The sequence below is a fragment of the Amycolatopsis sp. lyj-109 genome (assembly GCF_046548995.1).
Lineage (GTDB): Bacteria > Actinomycetota > Actinomycetes > Mycobacteriales > Pseudonocardiaceae > Amycolatopsis.
Genome location: NZ_JAJPWR010000009.1, coordinates 211,801 through 232,102, shown reverse-complemented (window position 1 = coordinate 232,102; position 20,302 = coordinate 211,801). Strand labels below are relative to the sequence as shown.

Sequence of the window (20,302 nt, the reverse complement as noted above, 5' to 3'; positions counted from 1 at the left end):
CAGGAAGGCCGCGCGAAGGGTGGTAGTGGCAGGGCCACCCAGCTGCCCGCGCGCGCCGGTACCGTGTTCGGGGTGAGTGGCAACGAACTGGGCCTGTTCCTGCGGAACCGTCGCGAGGCGGTCACTCCTGCGCAGGTCGGCCTGCCCACCGGTGCGCGACGGCGCACCCCGCGTCTGCGCCGGGCGGAGCTGGCCACGCTGGCCGGAGTAAGCGTGGAGTACGTCATCCGGCTCGAGCAGGGGCGGGATCGGCGGCCGTCACCGCAGGTGCTGTCCGCGCTGGCCGACGCCCTGCATCTCGCGCCGAGCGAGCGCATCCACCTGTACCGTCTCACCAAGGCCGCCGACGGCGGCTTCACCTGCATGGGCGGCGCCCAGCCGAACCGCGAAGTACGTCCCACCGTGCGCGCCATCCTCGACCAGCTCGAACCCACACCCGCCGTCGTGCTGAACGGGCTGAGCGAGATCCTCGCCTGCACCGGTGGATATCGACGGCTGATGGCACCGATCGGCCTGCTCGACGGCGACGGCTGGGCCAACCTCGCCCGGTTCGTCCTGACCGATCCGCGAGCCCGCGGCTGCTACCCGGACTGGGACGAACGGGCCGACGACGTGGTCGCCGCACTGAAGCAGGGCCCGTTCCGCGCGGACCCGGACATCGCCGCGCTGGCCGACGAGCTCACCGTCGCCGCGGGCGGGGATTTCGTGCGCCGGGTGGAGACGGTTCCCGGCCTGACCGCGGCCACCGGCATCACCCGGCTCAACCACCCCGAAGCCGGCGGGCTCCGCCTCAGCTACGAGGTCCTGGAACTGTCCGCCGACGACGACCAGCGCCTGATCGTCCACCTCCCGGCCGACGCCGCCAGCGAGGCCGCGCTCAACCGTCTCGAAGGCCGACAGCCGGGCGGCCTTCGAGCCGTGAACGGCTGACGGTCCCGGCCGGGGCAAGGGATCCGACGATCCGATCCTCCGGAAGCACTGTCCTGCCACCGACCGCGCTACCGCGACGCACGCACATGCCGACGAGCGTTGCGACACGAGGTCGCACGTGGTGAGTGAGTTCTGTCGATTGGAGGTTCGGTCGAGTGCCGGAGACGTAGCTCCTGGTCAGTGTTCGTGACCGGTCCCCGCCTTGACGTGCGTGGCCAGTGATGGCTGGGTGCGAAGCTCAGGGAAAGCCCAAGGGTTCCTGCTCCGTCCGGGGACTACAGGTGAGGGGAAGGCCGGAAGGGTGAACGTCAGTGAACCCTCGCTGATGCCTCGTTACGGCAAACTCCCGGGTCGGGTTGTTGTGCCGGGAGAGATAAGAGGCCAGCCGCTGAGAGTCGGCAGACGACGGCCGAGGACGCTTCTACGGCCGTGGGAACACCGTCGCCTCCGGGGTACAGAGGGCACCCGACCCGGCCGCATCTCACACGCGCGGAACGTGGAAACCCCGTCCAGGTCCGCGGCACCCTCCGTGGTGTCGCGGTAAGCCGACCGTAAGGAGAGCCCAGTCCCCGGGCGGGAACAGGACGCCCAAGAAGCGAACGCCGGCGGCCGAAAGGCAGCAGGAAAACGGAAGCGATATGACCGGTCCTCCACCGGTTGTCTTCCGCATAACTGGCCGGATACCGGGCCTGGTGCCCGGCTGCGAAAGCAGGCCGACATGTGGCGGGTGAGCCCGTGACGACGAAGCACCGAACCCACCGGAACCGAAGGGCAAGTTAGACACCCATGGCGGTGAACGGACCTGAGGACGGCATCCTCAACTGGGACGTCATTGGCTGGCGCCACCATGAGGACAACGTACGGCGGTTAAGGGGCAGGATCTTCACGGCGACGAAAGACGGGGACTGGCCCAAGGTCAGGAACCTGCAGAAGATGATGCTGCGAAGCTGGTCGAACACGCTGGTGAGCGTGCGGCAGGTTGCGCAGCGCAACGCTGGCCGCAACACCGCAGGGATCGACGGGCAGGTCGCGCTGACCTCCCCGGCCAGGGCCGCGCTTGCGATGCGGACGCATCGCATGGCCCGTTCCTGGAAACCCTGCGCGGTGAAGCGGGTGTTCATACCGAAAGCCAATGGGAAACAGCGCCCACTCGGAATTCCCGTGCTCGCCGACCGCGTCCACCAGGCGCGGCACCGCAATGCGTTGGAGCCCGAGTGGGAGGCCCGGTTCGACCCTAGATCGTATGGGTTCCGGCCGAGCCGCAGCTGTCAGGACGCGATCTCAGTGATCCACGTGATGGCCTGCGGCAAGACCGCGAAACGTCTGTGGGTGCTGGACGCGGACCTCAGCGCCGCGTTCGACAGGATCGACCACGACCGGTTGCTTGCCGCGATCGGATCGTTTCCCGGCAGGGGAATGATCCGTGACTGGTTGCGGGCGGGCGTGTTCGAACCGGGCAAGGGATTCACCCCGACCGAGCAGGGAACTCCGCAAGGCGGGGTGATCAGTCCGCTGCTGTTGAACATCGCGTTGCATGGGCTGGAGGAAGCGGCCGGAGTCCGCCAGGAACGCAGTGACACACGGCGAACCAAACGAGGCTCCCCCGCGCTGGTCAGATATGCCGATGACATGGTGGTGCTCTGCCATTCCAGGCAGGAGGCCGAACAGGTCAAGGCGAAGCTTGCCCTCTGGCTGGTGCCCAGAGGTCTGTCCTTCAACGAGGACAAGACGAGGATCGTCCACCTCGACGAAGGATTCGACTTTCTGGGATTCACCGCCCGCCGCTACCAGGGCAAGCTGATCATCAAACCCAGCAAAGCCGCTATCACACGAGTCACACAACGCCTTGCCGCGGAAATGCGTGCCCTGCGCGGCGCGAACGCGGCGGTGGTCCTCGCCACGATCAACCCGATCACGCGAGGATGGGCGAACTACTACCGCGGGGTGGCATCGTCGAGGGTCTTCGCGGCCTTGGACACCTATCTGTGGCGGCTCACTTACAAGTGGGCCTGCCACTCCCACCCCGACAAGCCGAAGTCCTGGGTCATCACCCGATACTTCGGCCGGTATCACAAAGCCAGGCAGGACCGCTGGGTTTTCGGCGACCGCGACAGCGGCGCCTACCTGCCCAAGTTCGCCTGGACCAAGATCGTCCGGCACCGGTTGGTCCGCAGCGAGGCGTCCCCGGACGACCCCGCTCACGCCGACTACTGGGCCGAACGGCGACGCAAGCGCATACCTCCGCTCGATCGCAGCACCCTTTTCCTGCTACGCAAGCAGAAAGGACGCTGCCCGATCTGCGGGGACCTGCTCCTGCACGCCGACCGCGAACCACAAAGTCCCCGTGAATGGGAACAGTGGCACCGCACCACCCGCAAGGCGATCACCAGACAGCACATCGTCGCCCACGGGACACACGGCACGCCGGACGACACCCGACTCGTTCACTTCCACTGCCAGCGCCGGGCAACCGGTGCCGACAGGGAACCAGCAACTCTGTATTCCTGAATCGCCCCAAGGGGCTTGCTTGAGCCGTGTGCATCGACGAGATGCACGCACGGTTCTGAGGGGGGCGGGGCGCAGCAATGCGTCCCGCCTACCCGGCGACGACGCCAGAGTTGATGCGGGAACTGTCCACCGGGACACGCGCCGTTCGCGCGCCCCTATCACCTCCTCTCACGTGATCCAGGCCATGATCGTGAAGGTGATTGACCCGAAGTATCACTCGGGGGAACCGCCGTATCCAGACCTCAGCACGTCGCGGGCGAAGGTCACTCCGAAAAATGGGCGTGCCTGGTGAAGGTCGCGTCGTCACATTGGTCAGGTCTTCAGCCTGCTGACTGACTATGGGCGGCGTGAGCCAGTTCGAACGCGCAGTTGGCCTCGTTCTGCCCGTCGCCGAGTTCGACGAACAATGAGCAGGCGGCGGCCAGCACGTCAGTCGCCGTCGCGATGTCACCGAGCATCGCGTGGGCCCGGCCCAGCTGGAGCCGCACCCGCGCGGTGCAGCGCCGATCGCGCTGGCCTTCCACGATCTCCAATGCCCGCGTCAACTGCCGCAACGCCTTGGCCGGCGCGTTCTGCTTGAGGTTGAACTCACCGCAGCGGATCAACACGGCGGCCGTGCGGTGGTCGTCGCCCAGCGTCATAGCTCGCTCCAGCGCCTCGTCCAGCAGCGTCCACGCCCGCTCGGGCCTGCCCTCGGCCAGGTGCAGCGCCGCCGCGCCCGCACGGAGCTGGATCTCGAGGTGGCGATCGCCGGTTTCGATCGCCAACACGGTCGCGCGCGCATTGAACTCCAGCGCCGCGTCGGCTTGCCCGGTCACGCGGTAGGTGGTGGCCAGGCCGCCGAGCGCACGCGCGATCCCCGGCACGTCGCCGATCTCTTCGCTGATCGCCAACGACTCCCGCAGCGCGGCGAACGCCTCCGGGAACCGGTCCCAGTAAATGTGCAACTGCCCGAGCCCGAGCAGCAGCGCGGCCCGGCCGCGGCCGCCGGGAGCCCCGGTGAGCGCTTCGGTGGTGAACTGAAACCACACCTCGTTGCGGCCGCTGTGGTCGAAGTACTGCTGGCACATGACGGCCAGTTCCCAGCTGTGGTCGGTCATCCCCTCGGCTACGGCGATCTCGATGGCGGCTTGCAACGCGGGCAGTTCGGCCTCGAACCACTCCGTGGGGTCGGTGATCGGCTCGCTGTCGGCCTGCCACCGGGTCGCGTCGCCGGGCGCCGGCGTCAGCACGCTTCGCGGCAGCCGGTTCGCCGCCTGTTCGCTGAGGTAAAGCCACCCGCCGAGGGCCCTGGTGATGGTCTGCCGACGTTCGGGCTCCAGTTCCTCCTCGGCCTTCTCGGCCGCGAAGCACCGCAACAGGTCGTGCAGCCGATAGCGGGCCAGGCCCGCCACCCGGCCGACCGGTTCCACGAGATGACAGCCGACAAGATCCTCGAGCATCCGCTCGGCCGCGCGCGCATCGATCCCCAGCACCGCGGCGGCCAGCCACGCGCCGAAGGTCGGCACGCACAGCGAGCCCAGCCTGCGGAACAGGATCTGGTGTGTGGCGGGCAGCTGGCGATAGCTGATCGCGAAGCTGGCGCGGACGGCGAGGTCGCCGACCGCCAGCCAGTCCAGCCGGGTCCGCTCGTCCGTCAACCGTCCGGCCAGGTCCGCGGCGGTCCAATGGGGGCGTTCGGCGAGCAGTGCGCCCGCGACTCGCAGGGCCAGCGGCAGACCGCCGCAGTGCGCCAGCAGCGGCTCGTCGGGCGCGTACCGCTCACCGGTGATCGTGCTGAGCAGACTGGCCGCGTCCTCATCACTGAGCAGGTCGAGCCGGACACGCCTACCGTGCTCCAGCCCGCTGAGCGTGTGCCTGCTGGTGACGAGGACCGCGCAGCCGGGCGTGGCGGGCAGCAGTGGCCGGACCTGGCGTTCGTGCTGAACGTTGTCCAGCACCATCAGCACCTTGCTGTCCACGAGCAGGTCACGCAGCAGCGCGGAGCATTCGTCCTGGTCGGCGGGCACCATGTCGACCGCGACGCCCAGCGCGCGCAGGAAACGGGGAAGCACCGTCTCGGCATCGGAGTCCCCCAGGGTCGCGAACAGCTGGCCGTCGGGATACGCGTCGCGGACTTGGTGTGCCAGCCGCACCGCGAACGTCGTCTTGCCCAGCCCGCCGACGCCGGAGACGGTCAGCACCAGCGGCTCGCGCCGGTCGGGCGCGCGCAGGTCGGCCGCCAGCTCGGCCAACAGGCCGGCTCGGCCGGTGAAGTCGGCGAGATCCACCGGCAGCTGCCGTGGCCGGTTCACCTCGCGAGGGGCGGTGACCGCGGGCCGCAGCGTCGGTTCGCCACGCAGGACACCGGCGTGCAGTGCGCGCAGCGCCGGTGAGGGCTCAACACCGAGCTCGGTGACCATGGTCCGGCGCAGATCCAGGTAGACCTCCAGCGCCTCCGGTATCCGGCCGGAACGCGCCAGCACCGTCATCAACTGCGCACGTGGCCGTTCCCGCAGCGGATGCGCGGCGATCACCTCCGTCAGCTCGTCGACGAGCCCGAGGGTGCGACCCAGCCGCAGGTCCGCCTCGACCCGGTCTTCGATCGCGGCCAGCCGCAGCTCGTCCCACCGGTCGGCAGCCACCCGCGCGGACGGCACGGGGATCTCCGGCAGCGCCGGGCCGCGCCACAGTCCGAGCGCTTCGTTCATCAGCTGTGCGCCCTGTTCGAGCTGCTCCTCCGCGATCAGCTCGCGCGCCGTCGCGATGAGCGTCGTGAATCGCTGGAAGTCCAGTGCTTCCGGGGGCAACTCGAGTACGTAGCCCGAGCGCCGGGTGGCGATCAACGGTCGCGGCAGTGCGCGGCGCACCCGCGAGATCAAACCGTGGATTTGTGTCTTCGCCGTCGCCGGCGGGCGCTCTTCCCACAGCTCTTCGGCGATTCTTTCCCAGGTCACCGGCTGATTCGCGGACAGCAGCAGTACCGTGAACATGGCACGTGCCTGCGGGGAGCCCAGGTCTGTTTCGACGCCTTGCCAACCCACCCACAGCGGCCCGAGAACCCGAATATCCCAGCTCCCCTCTGGCATGACGCGACCGTACCAGCCGCCGTGTCCGTAGCAGAAAAACCGGCCGATGACAGGGCCGACCAGGTGAATCAGCGCTATGTGGATCCGCTCCGGCCATACAGCGTTCGACAAGCGGTCGCTGCGAGCATTCCCTGGCGGTGGCACGGCATCGTCAACCATCGGTAGCCGGAAACCGAGTAGAGGAGTAAAGCACTGATGAAACGCAGCCGGGGTTTCGCTTTGGCCGCCGCACTGGCGGTCTCGCTGACCGGGCTCTTCGCGGTCGAGGCCCACGCGGCACCGGCATGCACCTATGCAGCCTGCAACGGCAAGGACCCGGAGGCGACCGGGTGCGGCCGGGACGCGGTCACGAAGAAGGAGCTGACCGCTTCACTCATTCGCGGCGAGCTGCGCTGGTCGGCGAGCTGTCACTCCTTCTGGACCAGAATCTCCTGGGCCTCCCAAGACGGCGGTCTCGGGCAGTACCCGACGATCGCCGGCGGGGTCTGGGATGCGAACGGCAACCGGGTCCGGAAGATCATCTACGCCAAGAACCCCGTGACCCGGCAGCCGGACTGGACGCCGATGATCTCGCAGGCCTACCCCTGGGAGCAGTTCTGCATCTACACGGCCACGGACGACGGCTGCGCTTACCACGCTTGAACGAGTCGCCCGGCAATACAATGTAGGAGACTGACCATGCAGAAGAACACAATCAGCGCAAAGAGATCATTCGTGACTCTCTTGATCGCATCAATGCTCGCGGCACTGGGAGTGCTCTCGACCCCGGCAGCTGGTTACGCGAGCACGTCGGAAGATTATCCGGTTACTGAGTTCCGCTTGCCTTATGGCGCCAGCCTTCTCGCCGGCTCCATCACCTGGCATTACCGTGACGTTCACATCACGGGCTCGGTCAAAGCGGTCTCCACGGGAAAGACGGCCCGCTTCCGGGCCGAGTCCCCTGACTGCTTAACGGCTTGGCAGACACGAACCGCGTCAGTCGGCACGACTCGGGGATTCGTCGTCGACGAGACGTGCAACTATCCGGGAGGGTTCACCATCGTCTACATCGAACTGTGGGACACGAACGGTATCCCCTTGCGCCGCGCCATCTGCACCGCGAACGGTTGCGTGGACAGAGACTAGCCCGGCTTGATGGACGAGGGCCCGAAGACGCCAAGGTAGCGGTTGCGGCTCGGCAACACGTACGTGAACCTGGGGGCACGAGGTTCACGTACGTGTTGCCGCCGAGCCGGGCAAGCCATTCGTACCAGCCAGGTCGCCCTCAAGTGGCCGTCGCAGGGCGGCCGGAATCACGACACGATAGGACCGTCGAGACTGCGGATTTCTCGGGCGACTCGGGAGGCGAGGCCGTGAAGAAGATTCTCCTGGTCCTGGTGCTCGGTCTGACTGGAGCCGGGTTGAGCGCGCCCGCGCCCGCGGCCGCCAAGCCGCGGCTGGACAGCGTGCGGGTGGAACGAGTTCGCCTTGGCCGCGGTCCGTGCTACCCGCGCCGCCGACGCCGACGCCCGCCCGCACTTATGCGATGCTCAACGCTGCCGTCTACGACGCGGTCAACGGACTCGCCGGCCCGGCACGCGTCCCCGCGCTGATCCCCGGGCCCGGCCCGCGGGGCGCCGATCCCCAGGCCGCGGAGGTCGCCGCGGCACACGCCATTCTCGTCCGGCTGGACCGCCGGCTACGACACGCAACTACAGGCCGACCTGGCCGTGCTCCGTCCCGGCCACCAGCGCGACGCGGGGGTGCGCTGGGGGCGTGAAGTCGCCCAACGCATGGTGGCCTCCCGCGCCGGCGACGGCTCGGCTCCGGTGCAGAGTCAGCCGCGGCCGTGCCGCCGGCGGGACCGGCAGCACGCAGATCGTGGCGGCGGGCGTGCCCGGGTGGAGCGTGATGGTGAGGGCGGCGGCGTCCGGGTCAGAGCGCTGATCGGGGCTTCGCCCAGGGCGATCGGGGCCAGGCCGCTGAACCCCGACAGCCGAGCCCGTGCCCAGGTCCGCCTGCTGGACTGGATCCAGGAGCTCGCCACCGACATTGCCGAGACACTGGCACCTACACGACCACGGCCCGAGATCGACACATCGACCCCAGACGACACACCCGCTGATCCCTACGCCGACGCGACCGCCTTGCTCGAGCGCGAGCGCGCCAGCATCGCTGCGAACGTACGGCGCGCGGCACGCACCCACCTCCCCCATGCCGTCGCCATCCTGCGTACGCTCCAACCGCATCTGATGGTCGGCGATAACCTGAGCGACTGGCGCCACACCCACGAGACGGTTCGTGCCGCGGCAGTCGCCGCTCACGGCCTCAGCAGCGAAGCCGTCGCGCACGCCGGCCTCGCTCAGCTCCACCATCACCTCGGCGATCTCGACGAGACCCTGAAGTCAGCCCACCTCGCCACCACCCTGTTCCGCACGACGGCCGACCGGCGCGGCCTCGCCGAAGTCTTGCTGCTTCTGGGCACCCAATACAGCAAGACAGGCGAGCACGAACTGGCCGTAGCCCGGGCCCGTGAAGCGCTGACCGTCCAGACCGACATCGACGAGCCCGCCCTGGCCGCACGCATACACCTGCAACTCGGAACCGACCTGAACGAAGCCGACGATCTCACGCCGGCTCTCAGCCACCTGACCGCCGCCGAACAGACCTTCCAACGCCTTCCCGACCACCGACGAAGAGCACAGACCCTGCTCCAGCTCGGCCGACTGGCCCGTCGGCAAGGCCAGGCCGACGACGCGGCCGCGTACCTGCGGGAAGCCACGCAGCTGCATACCCACCATCCAGCGAACCACGGCCAGACCGTGGCGGTTCTTCTCGAACTCAGCGAGGTCAGCCTCGAACGACGCGACTACGCCGAGGCGGTGCTGCGGGGCCGGGAAACCGTCGGCCTATGCCGATCGCGCGAAGACCACGTCAGTTCCGTCCGCGCGCACGTCACCATCGTGCGAGCACACGCCGCAACCAGACAACAAGCCGAAGTCTGGGCAGAGTCCCGCCGGACGCTTGACCTGCTTGACGAGATCCAGGACGAGGTCAACAACTACGTCCGAGAACAGTTCACCAAGCTCGGGTTGTGGCCTGATCCGTGAATGCCGCCAGCGGAGTCAAGGCGCATCGCCTCTCTGCCAGGCCGTCGATCGCGTGCGGGTGCCGTGGGCCCAGCCGGCCAACAGATCGTGCACTTTCGCTTCGGCGCCGGTGAGGCCGTGCGCGGCTGGCCGGTGCCCGGTTGCATTCGCACCAACATCCCCGCCGCCCCTCGGACCTACGTTGCGGCACCGCCCAGTGCCTGCTCGCGATCGACGGTAGGAGCAGGCTGCCGGGTCGGGTTGCCTCCATTCGGTGGGGCAGACGGCTATTTGTGGTGTGGAAGGGGCGCGGCGAGGAACCGTGCGAAGCGTTCTTCGCCACCGATGATGCCGCCGTCGGTCAGGATGTGGTCAGGGCGTCCAGCAGACGTTGCCGGCGGGGCCGACGGTAAGACTGATCCTGTCCTCTTAATTGAAACTTCAAGTTCACTCGTTCGGAGCAAGAGGAGACGTGGGACGTCGCCCCGAGCTGAGTTACGACATGAGCGCTCACTGTCACTGGCTGGCCGCGAGCCTGCGAGACGACGACCCACCCTCACCTCCGGAGCTGCGGAAAACGCGTGCGTCGGGAGCCCCGCGGGCTAAATGACGCGTTGACTGCGCTGATCGGATGAACCGCTCAGAGCGCGCCGTCATGACCCAACGGCCGCGACATCCGTCCAACGTGATCCCACCGCACCCGCCCCCGCGTTACGTGACCGCACCACCCGCCGGCACGGCCGACCTGCTGGCGCAGTGGATGAAAAGCAAGAAGCCGACAACCACTACTGCCCGCCCCGACCACGGCAGTGGCTTGCGGTTCGCCTTCTACGGCCGCACCTCGACCACCCGCCATCAAGACAGCGTCTCATCACAGGGCTGGCAACGCGACATGGCCGATGAGTTGATCGCGGGCCACGGCCAGGTCGTCGCCACCTACTTCGACGCCGGCACCTCACGCCGCGTCCCATGGCGGCAGCGACCACAGGCTGCCCAGCTCATGACCGAGACCTCGAGTCCGGAGTCCGCGATCGATGCGATCGTGGTCGGCGAATACGAACGCGCCTTCACCGGCACCCAGTTCAGCACCCTCTACGCCTGGTGCACCCGGCACGGTATTCAGCTCTGGCTGCCCGAAACCGGGGGCCCGGTCGATCTCGGCAACTCCGATCATCGGGCGCTGATGTCGCTGCTGGCCACCCAGTCGCAGCGCGAAGTGCTCCGCGCCCGGCACCGGGTATTGGCGGCGATGCACAACCAAGCCACCCAGCAGGGCCGCTACCTCGGCGGACGCCCACCCTACGGCTACCGTCTCGTCGACGCCGGTCCGCATCCCAACCCCGCCGACGCCCGCTGGGGCCGACGGCTGCAACGCCTCGCTCCCGATCCCCAAACCGCGCCGCACGTGAGCTGGATGTTCCGGCAACGTCTCGCTGGGCACAGCGTCGCCAGCATCGCCCGGCATCTCAACGAACGCGGTGTCCCCTGCCCGTCCATTGCCGACCCGGACCGCAACCGCCATCGGACCCGCGACGCCTGGACACTGCGCACCGTCGCCGTCATCCTGGCGAACCCGCGCTACACCGGCCGCCAGACCTGGAACCGCCGCGCCACCGACACCAGAGGCCCAGCCGCAACGCCGGCCCTGCCAGCGAAGGCCGCCCATCCGGCGCTCGTCACCGAACAGGACTTCATCGCCGCCCAGCAGATCCGAGCGGCCCGACCGGCCAGTGACGGCCGGGCTCGCCGGTTCGCCTTGGCCGGCCTGATCCACTGCGGTGTCTGCGACCGGCGGCTGGACTCGCACTGGAACCATGGACGCCCGACATACCGCTGCCGCCACGGCCACACCAGCACCCAACGCGCGAGCCAAGAGCGACCGAAGACGCTCTACATCCGCGAAGACCATCTCATCGATCAGATCAACATCAGACTTGGAGGCCAGATCAGCGACGGCTGCACCAGGCTCGAGCCTGACCGAACACGACACAGACACGTGGCAGCAACACTGCGCGACTCAGGAAAGATCATCGTCTACAACGGCACCGGATGGCGCCTGAAAGAGATCGATTCGAGCTAGGCCCCGAGCACCCCAGTTCCAAGATCGCGTTTCGCGATCCGTGGGGTAATACTGTGTCCGAAGGGGGACTCGAACACATGTTCGTAGCACCCCTGCGCGGGATGCGTGTTCATGCGACCGACCATAGCGCTGCACGGCGACCGTACGCCAGCCGGCTCATGTCAGCGTCTACCGAGGGCCACAAGTTCTAAGACCACGCCGCGTTCACGCCATAACCGGCTGACTTCGGATTCTTAGCCTGCCCCTTGAAGAACAGCTTCCACTTGAGCGCCGGGGCAGCAGCGCGGCGATCTTCTCCACGGCCTTCGGCGGCGCGGAGCCAGCCGGGTTCCCGGTCACCATCAGGTGACCGGGGACGTGCTGCGAGTACTCGGCCTCACCCCGGCCGAAGCCCACGAGCTCGTCAGTTGATGATGGCGTTGGTGGCGATGTAAGCAAACAGAGCGGCGCCGAGTCCGGCGATGACGCCGACGGTTACGTTCATCACGGCGTAGAAGTACGCCCTCCGCTCCGCCGGGCGGAGGGTTTCCCCGCTGATCAGACGGTCTGTCCGCCGTCGACGACGAGGGCGGTACCGGTGGTGAAGGCGGCGTCGTCGGAGCACAGCCACAGGACGGCGGAGGCGATCTCTTCGGGCTTGCCGAGGCGGCCGACGGGTTCGTCGGCGATGAGTCCTTCGCGTCCGCCGGGGCGGGTGTCTCCGAAGCGGCGGATCATCTCGGTGTCGATGATGCCGGGGCAGACGGCGTTGATGCGGATGCCGGCGGCGGCGTGGTCGAGGGCTGCGGAGCGGGTGAAGCCGATGATCCCGTGCTTGGCGGCGGCGTAGGCGGCTTGGCCCTTGAAGCCCTTCACACCGGCGCCGGAGGAGACGTTGACGACGGCGCCGCCGCCGTCCTGGCGGAGCATGTGCCGGATTTGGGCGCGGGTGCACAGGAACGCTCCGGTGAGGCTGACGCCGAGGATGCGGTCCCAGTCGTCCTTGGCGGTCTCGGCGGCAGGCTGGACGGGTTGCTCAATGCCGGCGTTGTTGAAAGCGGCGTCCAGGCTTCCGAAACGCTCGACGGTGTGGTCGACGGCGGCCTGAACGTCGTCTTCGCTGGTGACGTCGCAGGGGATCACGAGAGCTTGGCCGCCGCTGTCAGTGACCAGCCGCGCGGTCTCCTTCAGCCCGTCTTCGGACAGGTCGACGAGAGCGACCTGCGCTCCAGCGCGGGCGAAGGCGAGCGCGGTGGCGCGGCCGAGGCCGGAGGCGGCTCCGGTGACGAATGCGGTCCTGCCGCGGAAATCGTAGGTGACATTCACGTCGGTTCTGCTTCCTGCCGGGTGTGCTGGTGTCGGTGGCCGGACTCAGCTGGTGGCCGGGGCCGCGGCGTACTCCTCGTCGGTGACGGGGCTCAGCCAGTGCACGACGTCGTGGTCGGCGTCGCCCTCGTTGATGGCCACGTGGACCATCAGCCGGTTCGGTGCGGCGCCGTGCCAGTGCTCCTCATCGGCCTCGAACAGGACGCGGTCGCCGGGACGGATGACTTCCACCGGGCCGCCGCGGCGCTGGCACAGACCGATGCCCTCGGTGACGAAGACGGTCTGGCCCAGCGGATGACGGTGCCAGTGGGTGCGAGCGCCAGGCATGAAGTGCACCAGGGATGCGGTGACCCGGGACGGCGCCGGGGCAGCGGCGACGGCGTCGATGTAGACGTCGCCGGTGAACCAGTCGGCAGGACCCTTGAAGGTGTCGATCGAGCTGCGCGTGATCTGCACGGTTACTCCTTACGCGGGTGATGAAGTGAATGGACGGGTCAGGGCTTGAGGAGTGCCTTGATGGCGCGGCGCTCATCCATGGCCTGGTAGCCCTCGGCCGGGTCGAATGCAGGGCCTTCTGGATCCGAGGGCGAAAGCGGCCAGGGCGAAGACGAGGGTCTGGCGCGGAGGCAGGCGCAGGGTGGCCAGAGCCATGACCGGGCCGCCGACGATCATGCCTGTGGCGAACGCGCTGATCAGCAATCCGGCGTGGGAGACACTGACGTCGAGGTCGCCGGCGATCTCCGGCAGCGGTCCGGCGATGACGAACTCGGTGGTCTCCATCAGGAACGTGCCGGCGGCCAGCACCCACACGACGAAGGGCAGCTTGTCCGGCGCGGTCGCGGCTGCGGAAGGCATAAGGGTACTGCTCTCCTCATAAGTAGACGAAGTCGACAACATGGTGCGCCGATCGCGTCGAGTCCGGCGATCACGGTCAAGCCGCTGTAGTACCGCACGACGATGCCCACGACGCCGGCCAAACCCCACAGGTCCATGAAGATCAAACCCAAGACCGTCAGCAGGCACAGCACAACCGCCGGACCGCGGCTCACCTACCCCTCCGAGCGGCACCGTGCGAGTGACTCACACGGTCTCCTCTCGGTACGTGTCCATAACACCGCAACCGACGTTGACCAGGGAGTTTCCAGTGATAGGTGTACTGGCAGAGCACCCCGCACACCCGTCGAGACAGTTATCGTCGTGGGGTGGACAATCGCCAGGAAGTCCGCGAGTTCCTTGTCTCGCGGCGAGCCAAGATCACTCCGAAACAGGCCGGACTGCCCGCCGGTGGCACCCGTCGGGTGCCGGGACTGCGCCGCAGCGAGGTCGCCGCCCTGGCCGACGTCAGCATCGAGTACTACGCGAAACTGGAGCGCGGCAGCCTCGCCGGGGTCTCGGCCGGCGTGCTCGACGCGATCGCCCGCGCGCTGCAGCTCGACGACGCCGAACGCGCCTACCTGCTCAACCTGGCCCAAGCAGCGGACGGCACCAGCGCGATCGTCCGCCCCCGCAGACGGGGACCGAAGGCCAAACAATGGACCCCGCGCCACAGTCTGCAGTGGACACTGGACGCGATCACCGAAGCGCCCGCGTTCATCAGCAACGGCCGGATGGACCTGCTGGCCGCGAACCACCTCGCGCGAGCCTTCTATTCGCCGGTCTGCACAAGCCGCCAACAGCCCCCGAACTTCGCCCGGTTCCAGTTCCTCGACGCCGCCTCACACCAGTTCTATCCGGACTGGGACTTCTTCGCCGACATCCACGTCGCCATCCTGCGCACCGAAGCCGGCCGCAACCCGCACGACAAGGAACTCCACGACCTCATCGGCGAACTGTCCACCCGCAGCGACGAATTCCGCACCCGGTGGGGCGCCCACAACGTCCGCCACCACAGCACCGGCTCGAAGACCTTCCACCACCCTGTCGTCGGCGACATCAAGATCGCCTACGAATGCCTGGAACTGGCCGCAGAACCCGGCCTCGCCCTCACCATCTACACCGCCGAGCCCGGCTCACCATCCGAGGAGGCGCTGCGCCTGCTCGGCTCCTGGGCGGCCTCCCGAGACGGGGAGTCCACCACGCAGCACCTGACCGACTGACCTTGCGAGGGCGATCCGATGTAAGCGGACAGTCCCCTCCATTCGAACTCGAACGTGGGCTCGCCGACCACCGGTTACCGGGGCGGGAAGTGCTTGGTGCGAAGGAGGAGGATCAGCCACTCCCCTGCTGCCGCCGGCCAGCCCGATGTGGGACCACTTGGTGCGGCCGCACTCGAGCTGACCAGCAGGTCTGCCCATTTCACGACCTGCAGCTGGGTGCGTCGGTGCCCGTAAAGGCCCCGGATCAGAGGTTGTCGCGGAAAAACGCCTCGAGCGTGTCGAACGGGATGAGGTCGGTGCGGTCGTAGAAGTCGATGTGGCGTGCCCCGGGGACGACCACGAGCTCCTTGGGTCCCGGTGCCTCCTCGTGGACGGTCTCGCTGAAGTAGCGAGAGTGCGCCTGGTCGCCGGTGATGAGCAGAATCGGCCGCGGCGCGATGTCCTCGAGGTGGCGCAGCCCCCCGAAGTTGATGTGCGCGGGAGTGCTCGTCAAGGTGAAGCCGCCGATCGATCGCGGGTGGTGCCCCCGGTCGGTGACGTAGTACTCGTAGAACTCCCGGGTGATCGGGTCGGGGCCCTCGGCCGGCATCTCCGCCGGAAAAGTCGGCTGCAGCGCCGGCTCGCCCGCGTCGACGTCGGCCCAGCGCTGCTTCGCGAGGTCGACCAGCGTCTGGCGCCGCTCCTCCCCGCTCGTACTGTCCTGCCAGCCGTGCCGGCTCACCCGGCTGATGTCGTACATGGCGGCGGTGGCCACGGCCTTGATCCGGGGGTCGACCTGAGCGGCGCTCAGGGCGAACCCGCCGCTGCCGCAGATGCCGATCGCGCCGATCCGCTGCCGGTCCACATACGACAGACTGCCGAGGAAGTCCACGCCGGCGCTGAAGTCCTCGGCGAAGATCTCAGGAGAGGTGACGTGCCGCGGCTGCCCGCCGCTCTCGCCGTTGTAGGAGGGGTCGAAACCGAGGGCGACGAACCCACGCCGCGCCAGCTCCTGGGCGTAGACACCCGGGCCCTGCTCCTTGACACCGCCGTGCGGCGGGCCGACGACGACCGCCCGGTGCGCGCTGGTCTCGTCGAAATCCGCACTGCGGTAGAGGTCCGCGGCGATCTCGATGCCGTACCGGTTGGTGTAGCGGACATGGCTCCGCGTGACACCGTCAAGGAGGTCGAAGGTGTAGCCGTCATCTTGCGCAGTCATCAGGGGTGTCCTTTCAAGACTTCTTGCCACTGGCAGTACCCATCCAACGACCAGGCCCGGTGACGAAGAAGTCCCTGTTGGTACACCCCACGCCAATACCCCCACGCCCGCGGCCGGATCGTCGCTGGTAGCGGAAACGGCGGCTACAGCAGGGCGTCGGCGGTGATCGGGAAGTCGCGGATGCGCCGGCCGGTGGCGTGGAAGACCGCGTTGGCGATCGCCGGGGCGACGCCGACCAGCACCAGCTCGGCGAGGCCCTTCACACCGAGCGGATCGGCTTCGCGGTCTTCGCCGTCCAGGTAGATGGCGCGCAGGTCGTGGATGTCGGCGTTGACCGGGACGAGGTAGTCGGCGAGGTTGGCGTTGACGATGCGGCCGTCGCGCGGGTCGGTGACGGTGTGCTCCAGCAGGGCGGCGCCGATGCCGCCGACCATGCCGCCGAGGGCCTGGCTGTCGGCGAGCTTGGGGTTGACGATCCGGCCCGCGTCGTAGACGCCGAGCATGCGCCGGAGCCGGACCAGGCCGAGGCGCGCGTCGACGGCGACTTCGGCGAAGACCGCGCCGTAGCCGTACATCGAGAACCGGTTCTCCGGCGAGGGCGCCCAGGACCCGATCACCTCGAGGTGATCGCGGCCGTTGCGCGCCAGCAGCTGCCGGTAGGTTTCGCCGCGCATCGGATCGCTCTTGAGGTGCATCCGTCCTTTTCGGACGATCACGTCGTCGGGATTGACGCCGCGCAGAGGAGATCGCGGATCGTTGACCGCCAGGGTGACGGCTTGGCGGCGGACCTTGTCGCAGCCGTCCAGGACGGCGGAGCCGACGCTGGCCATGGTCATCGAGCCGCCGTGCGGCGGGGTCGGCGGCATGAGCGAGTCGCCGAGCCGGAACTGCACGGTGTCCATGGTCAGGCCGAGCGCGTCGGCGGCGACCTGGGGCATGGAGGTGTAGGTGCCGGGGCCCATGTCGCTGGTCGCGGCCTGCACCAGCGCGGTGCCGTCGGCGTTCAGCCGGACATGGGCCTGCGCCGGCGCACGCGCGGTGTCGTACACCGCGGCCGCCATGCCGGTGCCGACCAGCCAGTCTCCGTCCCTGGTGGACGCCGGCTTCGGGTTGCGGCGCTGCCAGCCGAACTCCCGCGCGCCGACGTCATAGCACTCGCGCAGGCGGCGGGTGGAGAACGGCTGCCCGGTGGACTCGTCGGCGCTGGGTTCGTTGCGCTTGCGCAGTTCGATGGGGTCGAGGCCGAGCTGGTGCGCAAGCTCGTCCATCGCGGACTCGATGACGAGCGCAGCGGAAGCGTAACCGGGCCCGCGCATCCAGATCGGGGTGTTCACGTCCAGCGGCACGGTCGAATAGGCCTGGCGGACGTTCGGCATGCTGTAGAGCATCTGCCCCGGCGCCAGCATCGCCTCGGTGAACGTCTCGTAGCTGGAGGTCTCACCGCGGATCTCGTGCGTCATCGCGGTGAGCCGCCCGGTGCGGTCGCTGCCCACCCGGAGCCGGTAGGAGTACGCGGGCCGGAAGCCGGTCCCGAAGTACAGCTGCCGGCGGGCGAGGACAAGCTTGACCGGGCGCCCCGTTTCGCGGGCGGCCAAAGCGGCGATGGTCGTGTGCGGCCAGGCGCGCAGGCCGCTGCCGAACGCGCCGCCGACGAACGGCGAGATCACCCGGATCGACGTCTGTGGAATGCCGAACACGGCGGCGAGTTCCTGCTGGGTGCCGCCGACCACCCACTGGGTCTTGTCCCACACGGTGAGCCGGTCGCCGTCCCAGCGGGCGATCGTGGCGTGCGGCTCCATCGGGTTGTGGTGGTTGCGGGCGGTCCGGTAGGCCAGGTCCAGCCGGACCGGCGCGGCGGCCAGTGCGCGGTCGGCGTCGCCTCGCGCGTAGGTCGTCGGCTCGTCGGCGGGTGCGGTGGCCAGGTCGGTGACGGGCTGCTCGGCGGTGTAGTACACCTTCACCAGACGTGCGCCCTGTTGGGCGGCTTCGTGGGTGGTGGCGATGACGACGGCGACCGGCTGGCCGAAGAAGCGCACCCGATCGTCCTGGAAGACGCGCAGGCGTGAGTTCGGGGCCGGGTTGTTCGAGCCCGGATTGTCCTGATAGGGCAGCCGAGGGGCGTTGAGGTGGCTGATCACCCGCTGAACGCCAGGGTGGGCGCGCGCGGCGCGGTCGTCGACGCCGGTGATGCGGCCGCGGCCGACGCTGCTGTCGACGACGGCGGCGTACAGGACGCCGTCGGCCGGGTGGTCGGCGGCGTAGAGCGCGCGCCCGGTCACCTTGAGGCGTCCGTCCACCCGGGATTGCGGGGTGCCGACGGCGATGCGGGGTTGTGTCATCGGGTGCCTCCCACGACGCGCAGCTGGCGTTCGACCGTGCGCTTGAGCAATTCGACCTTGAATCCGTTGTGCCGCAACGGGCGGGCACCGTCCGCGGCTCGCCGCGCGGCCTCGGTCCACAGCGAATCCGACGGTCGTTTGCCGAGCAGGTACCGCTCGACGGCGGGCAGCTTCCAGGGGACGGTGCCCACGCCGCCGGCCGCGACCTTCGCCGCGCGGATCACGCCGCCCTGGATCGACAGCGCCACGGCCGCGGAGGTCAGGGCGAACTCGTAGCTCTGCCGGTCCCGCACCTTCAGGTAGCCGGACCGCGCCGGGCGCGGGAGGGCCGGGATCTCGACGGCGGTGATCAGCTCACCCGGCCGGAGGGCTTGTTCCCGGTCGGGGGTGTTGCCCGGCTGCAGGAGGAAGCCGGCGAAGGGGATGGTGCGTTCGCCGGCGGGGCCCTGCAGGTGCACGATCGCTTCCAGAGCGGCGAAGGCGACCGCGACGTCCGACGGGTGCGTGGCGACGCACGCCTCGGAGCCACCGAGGATGGCGTGGCCGCGGTTGTAGCCGTCGAGAGCGGCACAGCCCGAACCCGGGGTGCGCTTGTTGCAGTTCGCGGTCACGTCCCGGAAGTAGGTGCAGCGGGTGCGCTGCATGATGTTGCCGCCGATGGTGGCCATGTTCCGCAGCTGCGCGGACGCGCTCAGCTCCAGGGCCTCGCTGACGACCGGGAAGGCGCTGCGGACCCGGGGATCCGCGGCGGCCTCGGCCATCCGCACCAGCGCGCCGATCCGCAGGCCGCCGCCCGGGGTGGGAGTGATGCCGGTGAGCGGCAGCGTGGCGATGTCGACGAGGGCGCCGGGGTGTTCCACGGTCTCGCGCATCAGGTCGACCAGTGTCGTGCCGCCCGCGATGTACCGGCCGCCTCGCTGCCCGGCCGCGATGGCCGAGCGGATATCGGGGACTTTGGTGTAGGAGAAGGGTTCCATCGGTGTCAGCCCTTCGCCTGTTGGATGGCTTTGACGATCTTGACGTAGCACCCGCAGCGGCAGATGTTGCCGCTCATCCACTCCCGGATCTCCTCCGGCGATCCGGTGTGGCCCTCCTTGAGGCAGCCGATGCCGGACATGATCTGCCCCGGTGTGCAGTAGCCGCACTGGAACGCGTCCTGGTCGACGAAGGCCTGCTGCAGCGGGTGCAACGGCTTGTCGCCGCCCGGGGACAGCCCCTCGATGGTAGTGACCCGCGCGCCGTCCAGCCGCACCGCCAGGGTCAGGCAGCCATTGACGCGGCGGTCGTCGACCAGGACCGTGCAGGCACCACACGCGCCGGCGTCGCACCCCTTCTTCGTGCCGGTCAGCCCGAACTGCTCACGCAGCAGGTCCAGCAGCGAGGTCCGGTTGTCCACGGTCACGGTGCGCCGGGTTCCGTTGACGGTCAGCGAAACCTGGCTGCTGTTCGCGTCGGCCGCGGCGGCGGGCTCGGCGCCGAGCAGCGCCGGCCCTGCCACGGCGGCGGCACCGCTCACGGCTGAGGCGGCGATGAACGTCCGCCGGGAAAGGGCCGTCGGCGAGTCCGTCTCGGTGCTTGCGGGCGAGAGGGGATTCTCGGGGGGCATGGGTTCGACCCCATCAGGTGTCTGCGCGGTATGGGAGTCTCTGGCAAGAGGTGTACCGCCAGTACCTCGTAAAGCGGGCGGATGCCGCCTATTCTGGTCGGTTT

The 20,302-nt window shown here is 68.6% G+C and carries 15 protein-coding genes; 7 read left to right on the top strand and 8 right to left on the bottom strand.

From position 1 onward, the window contains the following. Positions 1 to 72: 72 nt before the first annotated feature. Positions 73 to 930 carry a helix-turn-helix domain-containing protein gene (locus ACLJQF_RS21985; RefSeq protein ID WP_410611199.1) on the top strand — a complete coding sequence of 286 codons (858 nt, stop codon included), beginning with the start codon at positions 73 to 75 and terminating at the stop codon, positions 928 to 930. A 786-nt stretch (positions 931 to 1,716) separates the two neighbouring features. Then, positions 1,717 to 3,438: a group II intron reverse transcriptase/maturase gene (gene ltrA, locus ACLJQF_RS21980; RefSeq protein ID WP_410611197.1), complete on the top strand. Its 1,722-nt coding sequence runs from the start codon at positions 1,717 to 1,719 to the stop codon at positions 3,436 to 3,438. Positions 3,439 to 3,758: 320 nt separating this feature from the next. Here the strand turns inward: ltrA and ACLJQF_RS21975 are convergent, their stop codons facing one another. Then, entirely contained in the window at positions 3,759 to 6,410 is a 2,652-nt protein-coding gene (locus ACLJQF_RS21975) for a BTAD domain-containing putative transcriptional regulator (protein WP_410611196.1), read from the bottom strand. A 291-nt stretch (positions 6,411 to 6,701) separates the two neighbouring features. Between ACLJQF_RS21975 and ACLJQF_RS21970 the strand changes: the two genes are divergently transcribed. From ACLJQF_RS21970 to ACLJQF_RS21955, 4 genes are all read left to right on the top strand, one after another. Then, positions 6,702 to 7,148, top strand: coding sequence for a DUF2690 domain-containing protein (locus tag ACLJQF_RS21970; RefSeq protein WP_410611194.1), 447 nt, complete (start codon positions 6,702 to 6,704; stop codon positions 7,146 to 7,148). A 36-nt stretch (positions 7,149 to 7,184) separates the two neighbouring features. Continuing rightward, complete coding sequence (locus ACLJQF_RS21965; protein WP_410611192.1) at positions 7,185 to 7,631, top strand: hypothetical protein; 447 nt, start codon at positions 7,185 to 7,187, stop codon at positions 7,629 to 7,631. A gap of 755 nt (positions 7,632 to 8,386) precedes the next feature. Beyond that, positions 8,387 to 9,595, top strand: a complete 1,209-nt coding sequence (locus ACLJQF_RS21960; RefSeq protein ID WP_410611191.1) for a tetratricopeptide repeat protein — start codon at positions 8,387 to 8,389, stop codon at positions 9,593 to 9,595. Between the two features lie 610 nt (positions 9,596 to 10,205). Next, positions 10,206 to 11,654, top strand: coding sequence for a recombinase family protein (locus tag ACLJQF_RS21955; protein WP_410611190.1), 1,449 nt, complete (start codon positions 10,206 to 10,208; stop codon positions 11,652 to 11,654). Positions 11,655 to 12,191: 537 nt separating this feature from the next. On the opposite strand, the gene ACLJQF_RS21950 is transcribed toward ACLJQF_RS21955, so the two are convergent. The 3 genes from ACLJQF_RS21950 to ACLJQF_RS21940 all read right to left on the bottom strand — a co-directional run bounded on the left by ACLJQF_RS21950 (position 12,192) and on the right by ACLJQF_RS21940 (position 13,814). Then, positions 12,192 to 12,959, bottom strand: coding sequence for an SDR family oxidoreductase (locus tag ACLJQF_RS21950; RefSeq protein ID WP_410611188.1), 768 nt, complete (start codon positions 12,957 to 12,959; stop codon positions 12,192 to 12,194). 45 nt (positions 12,960 to 13,004) lie between these two features. Continuing rightward, positions 13,005 to 13,415: a cupin domain-containing protein gene (locus ACLJQF_RS21945; RefSeq protein WP_410611187.1), complete on the bottom strand. Its 411-nt coding sequence runs from the start codon at positions 13,413 to 13,415 to the stop codon at positions 13,005 to 13,007. A gap of 72 nt (positions 13,416 to 13,487) precedes the next feature. Next, positions 13,488 to 13,814: an MFS transporter gene (locus ACLJQF_RS21940; RefSeq protein ID WP_410611185.1), complete on the bottom strand. Its 327-nt coding sequence runs from the start codon at positions 13,812 to 13,814 to the stop codon at positions 13,488 to 13,490. A gap of 347 nt (positions 13,815 to 14,161) precedes the next feature. Here ACLJQF_RS21940 and ACLJQF_RS21935 point away from each other — a divergent pair, with 347 nt between their 5' ends. Continuing rightward, on the top strand, positions 14,162 to 15,055 hold the full coding sequence (locus ACLJQF_RS21935) for a helix-turn-helix transcriptional regulator (protein WP_410611184.1): 894 nt from the start codon (positions 14,162 to 14,164) through the stop codon (positions 15,053 to 15,055). A 244-nt stretch (positions 15,056 to 15,299) separates the two neighbouring features. Here the strand turns inward: ACLJQF_RS21935 and ACLJQF_RS21930 are convergent, their stop codons facing one another. From ACLJQF_RS21930 to ACLJQF_RS21915, 4 genes are all read right to left on the bottom strand, one after another. Further along, complete coding sequence (locus tag ACLJQF_RS21930) at positions 15,300 to 16,253, bottom strand: alpha/beta hydrolase (protein WP_410611182.1); 954 nt, start codon at positions 16,251 to 16,253, stop codon at positions 15,300 to 15,302. Between the two features lie 143 nt (positions 16,254 to 16,396). Then, on the bottom strand, positions 16,397 to 18,592 hold the full coding sequence (locus ACLJQF_RS21925; RefSeq protein ID WP_410611181.1) for a xanthine dehydrogenase family protein molybdopterin-binding subunit: 2,196 nt from the start codon (positions 18,590 to 18,592) through the stop codon (positions 16,397 to 16,399). Continuing rightward, positions 18,589 to 19,569, bottom strand: a complete 981-nt coding sequence (locus tag ACLJQF_RS21920) for an FAD binding domain-containing protein (RefSeq protein ID WP_410611179.1) — start codon at positions 19,567 to 19,569, stop codon at positions 18,589 to 18,591. Before ACLJQF_RS21920 ends, ACLJQF_RS21925 begins: the two co-directional genes overlap by 4 nt. 5 nt (positions 19,570 to 19,574) lie before the next feature. Next, a complete protein-coding gene (locus tag ACLJQF_RS21915; RefSeq protein WP_410611178.1) occupies positions 19,575 to 20,198 on the bottom strand; it encodes a (2Fe-2S)-binding protein in 624 nt (207 codons plus the stop codon). Positions 20,199 to 20,302: the final 104 nt, after the last annotated feature.

Excerpts from the sequence above, each read along its gene's own strand:
- ltrA (WP_410611197.1), top strand. The coding sequence starts at position 1,717 with ATGGCGGTGAACGGACCTGAGGACGGCATCCTCAACTGGGACGTCATT.
- ACLJQF_RS21975 (WP_410611196.1), bottom strand. The coding sequence starts at position 6,410 with ATGTTCACGGTACTGCTGCTGTCCGCGAATCAGCCGGTGACCTGGGAA.
- ACLJQF_RS21970 (WP_410611194.1), top strand. The coding sequence starts at position 6,702 with ATGAAACGCAGCCGGGGTTTCGCTTTGGCCGCCGCACTGGCGGTCTCG.
- ACLJQF_RS21965 (WP_410611192.1), top strand. The coding sequence starts at position 7,185 with ATGCAGAAGAACACAATCAGCGCAAAGAGATCATTCGTGACTCTCTTG.
- ACLJQF_RS21955 (WP_410611190.1), top strand. The coding sequence starts at position 10,206 with ATGAACCGCTCAGAGCGCGCCGTCATGACCCAACGGCCGCGACATCCG.
- ACLJQF_RS21940 (WP_410611185.1), bottom strand. The coding sequence starts at position 13,814 with ATGCCTTCCGCAGCCGCGACCGCGCCGGACAAGCTGCCCTTCGTCGTG.
- ACLJQF_RS21930 (WP_410611182.1), bottom strand. The coding sequence starts at position 16,253 with ATGACTGCGCAAGATGACGGCTACACCTTCGACCTCCTTGACGGTGTC.
- ACLJQF_RS21925 (WP_410611181.1), bottom strand. The coding sequence starts at position 18,592 with ATGACACAACCCCGCATCGCCGTCGGCACCCCGCAATCCCGGGTGGAC.
- ACLJQF_RS21920 (WP_410611179.1), bottom strand. The coding sequence starts at position 19,569 with ATGGAACCCTTCTCCTACACCAAAGTCCCCGATATCCGCTCGGCCATC.
- ACLJQF_RS21915 (WP_410611178.1), bottom strand. The coding sequence starts at position 20,198 with ATGCCCCCCGAGAATCCCCTCTCGCCCGCAAGCACCGAGACGGACTCG.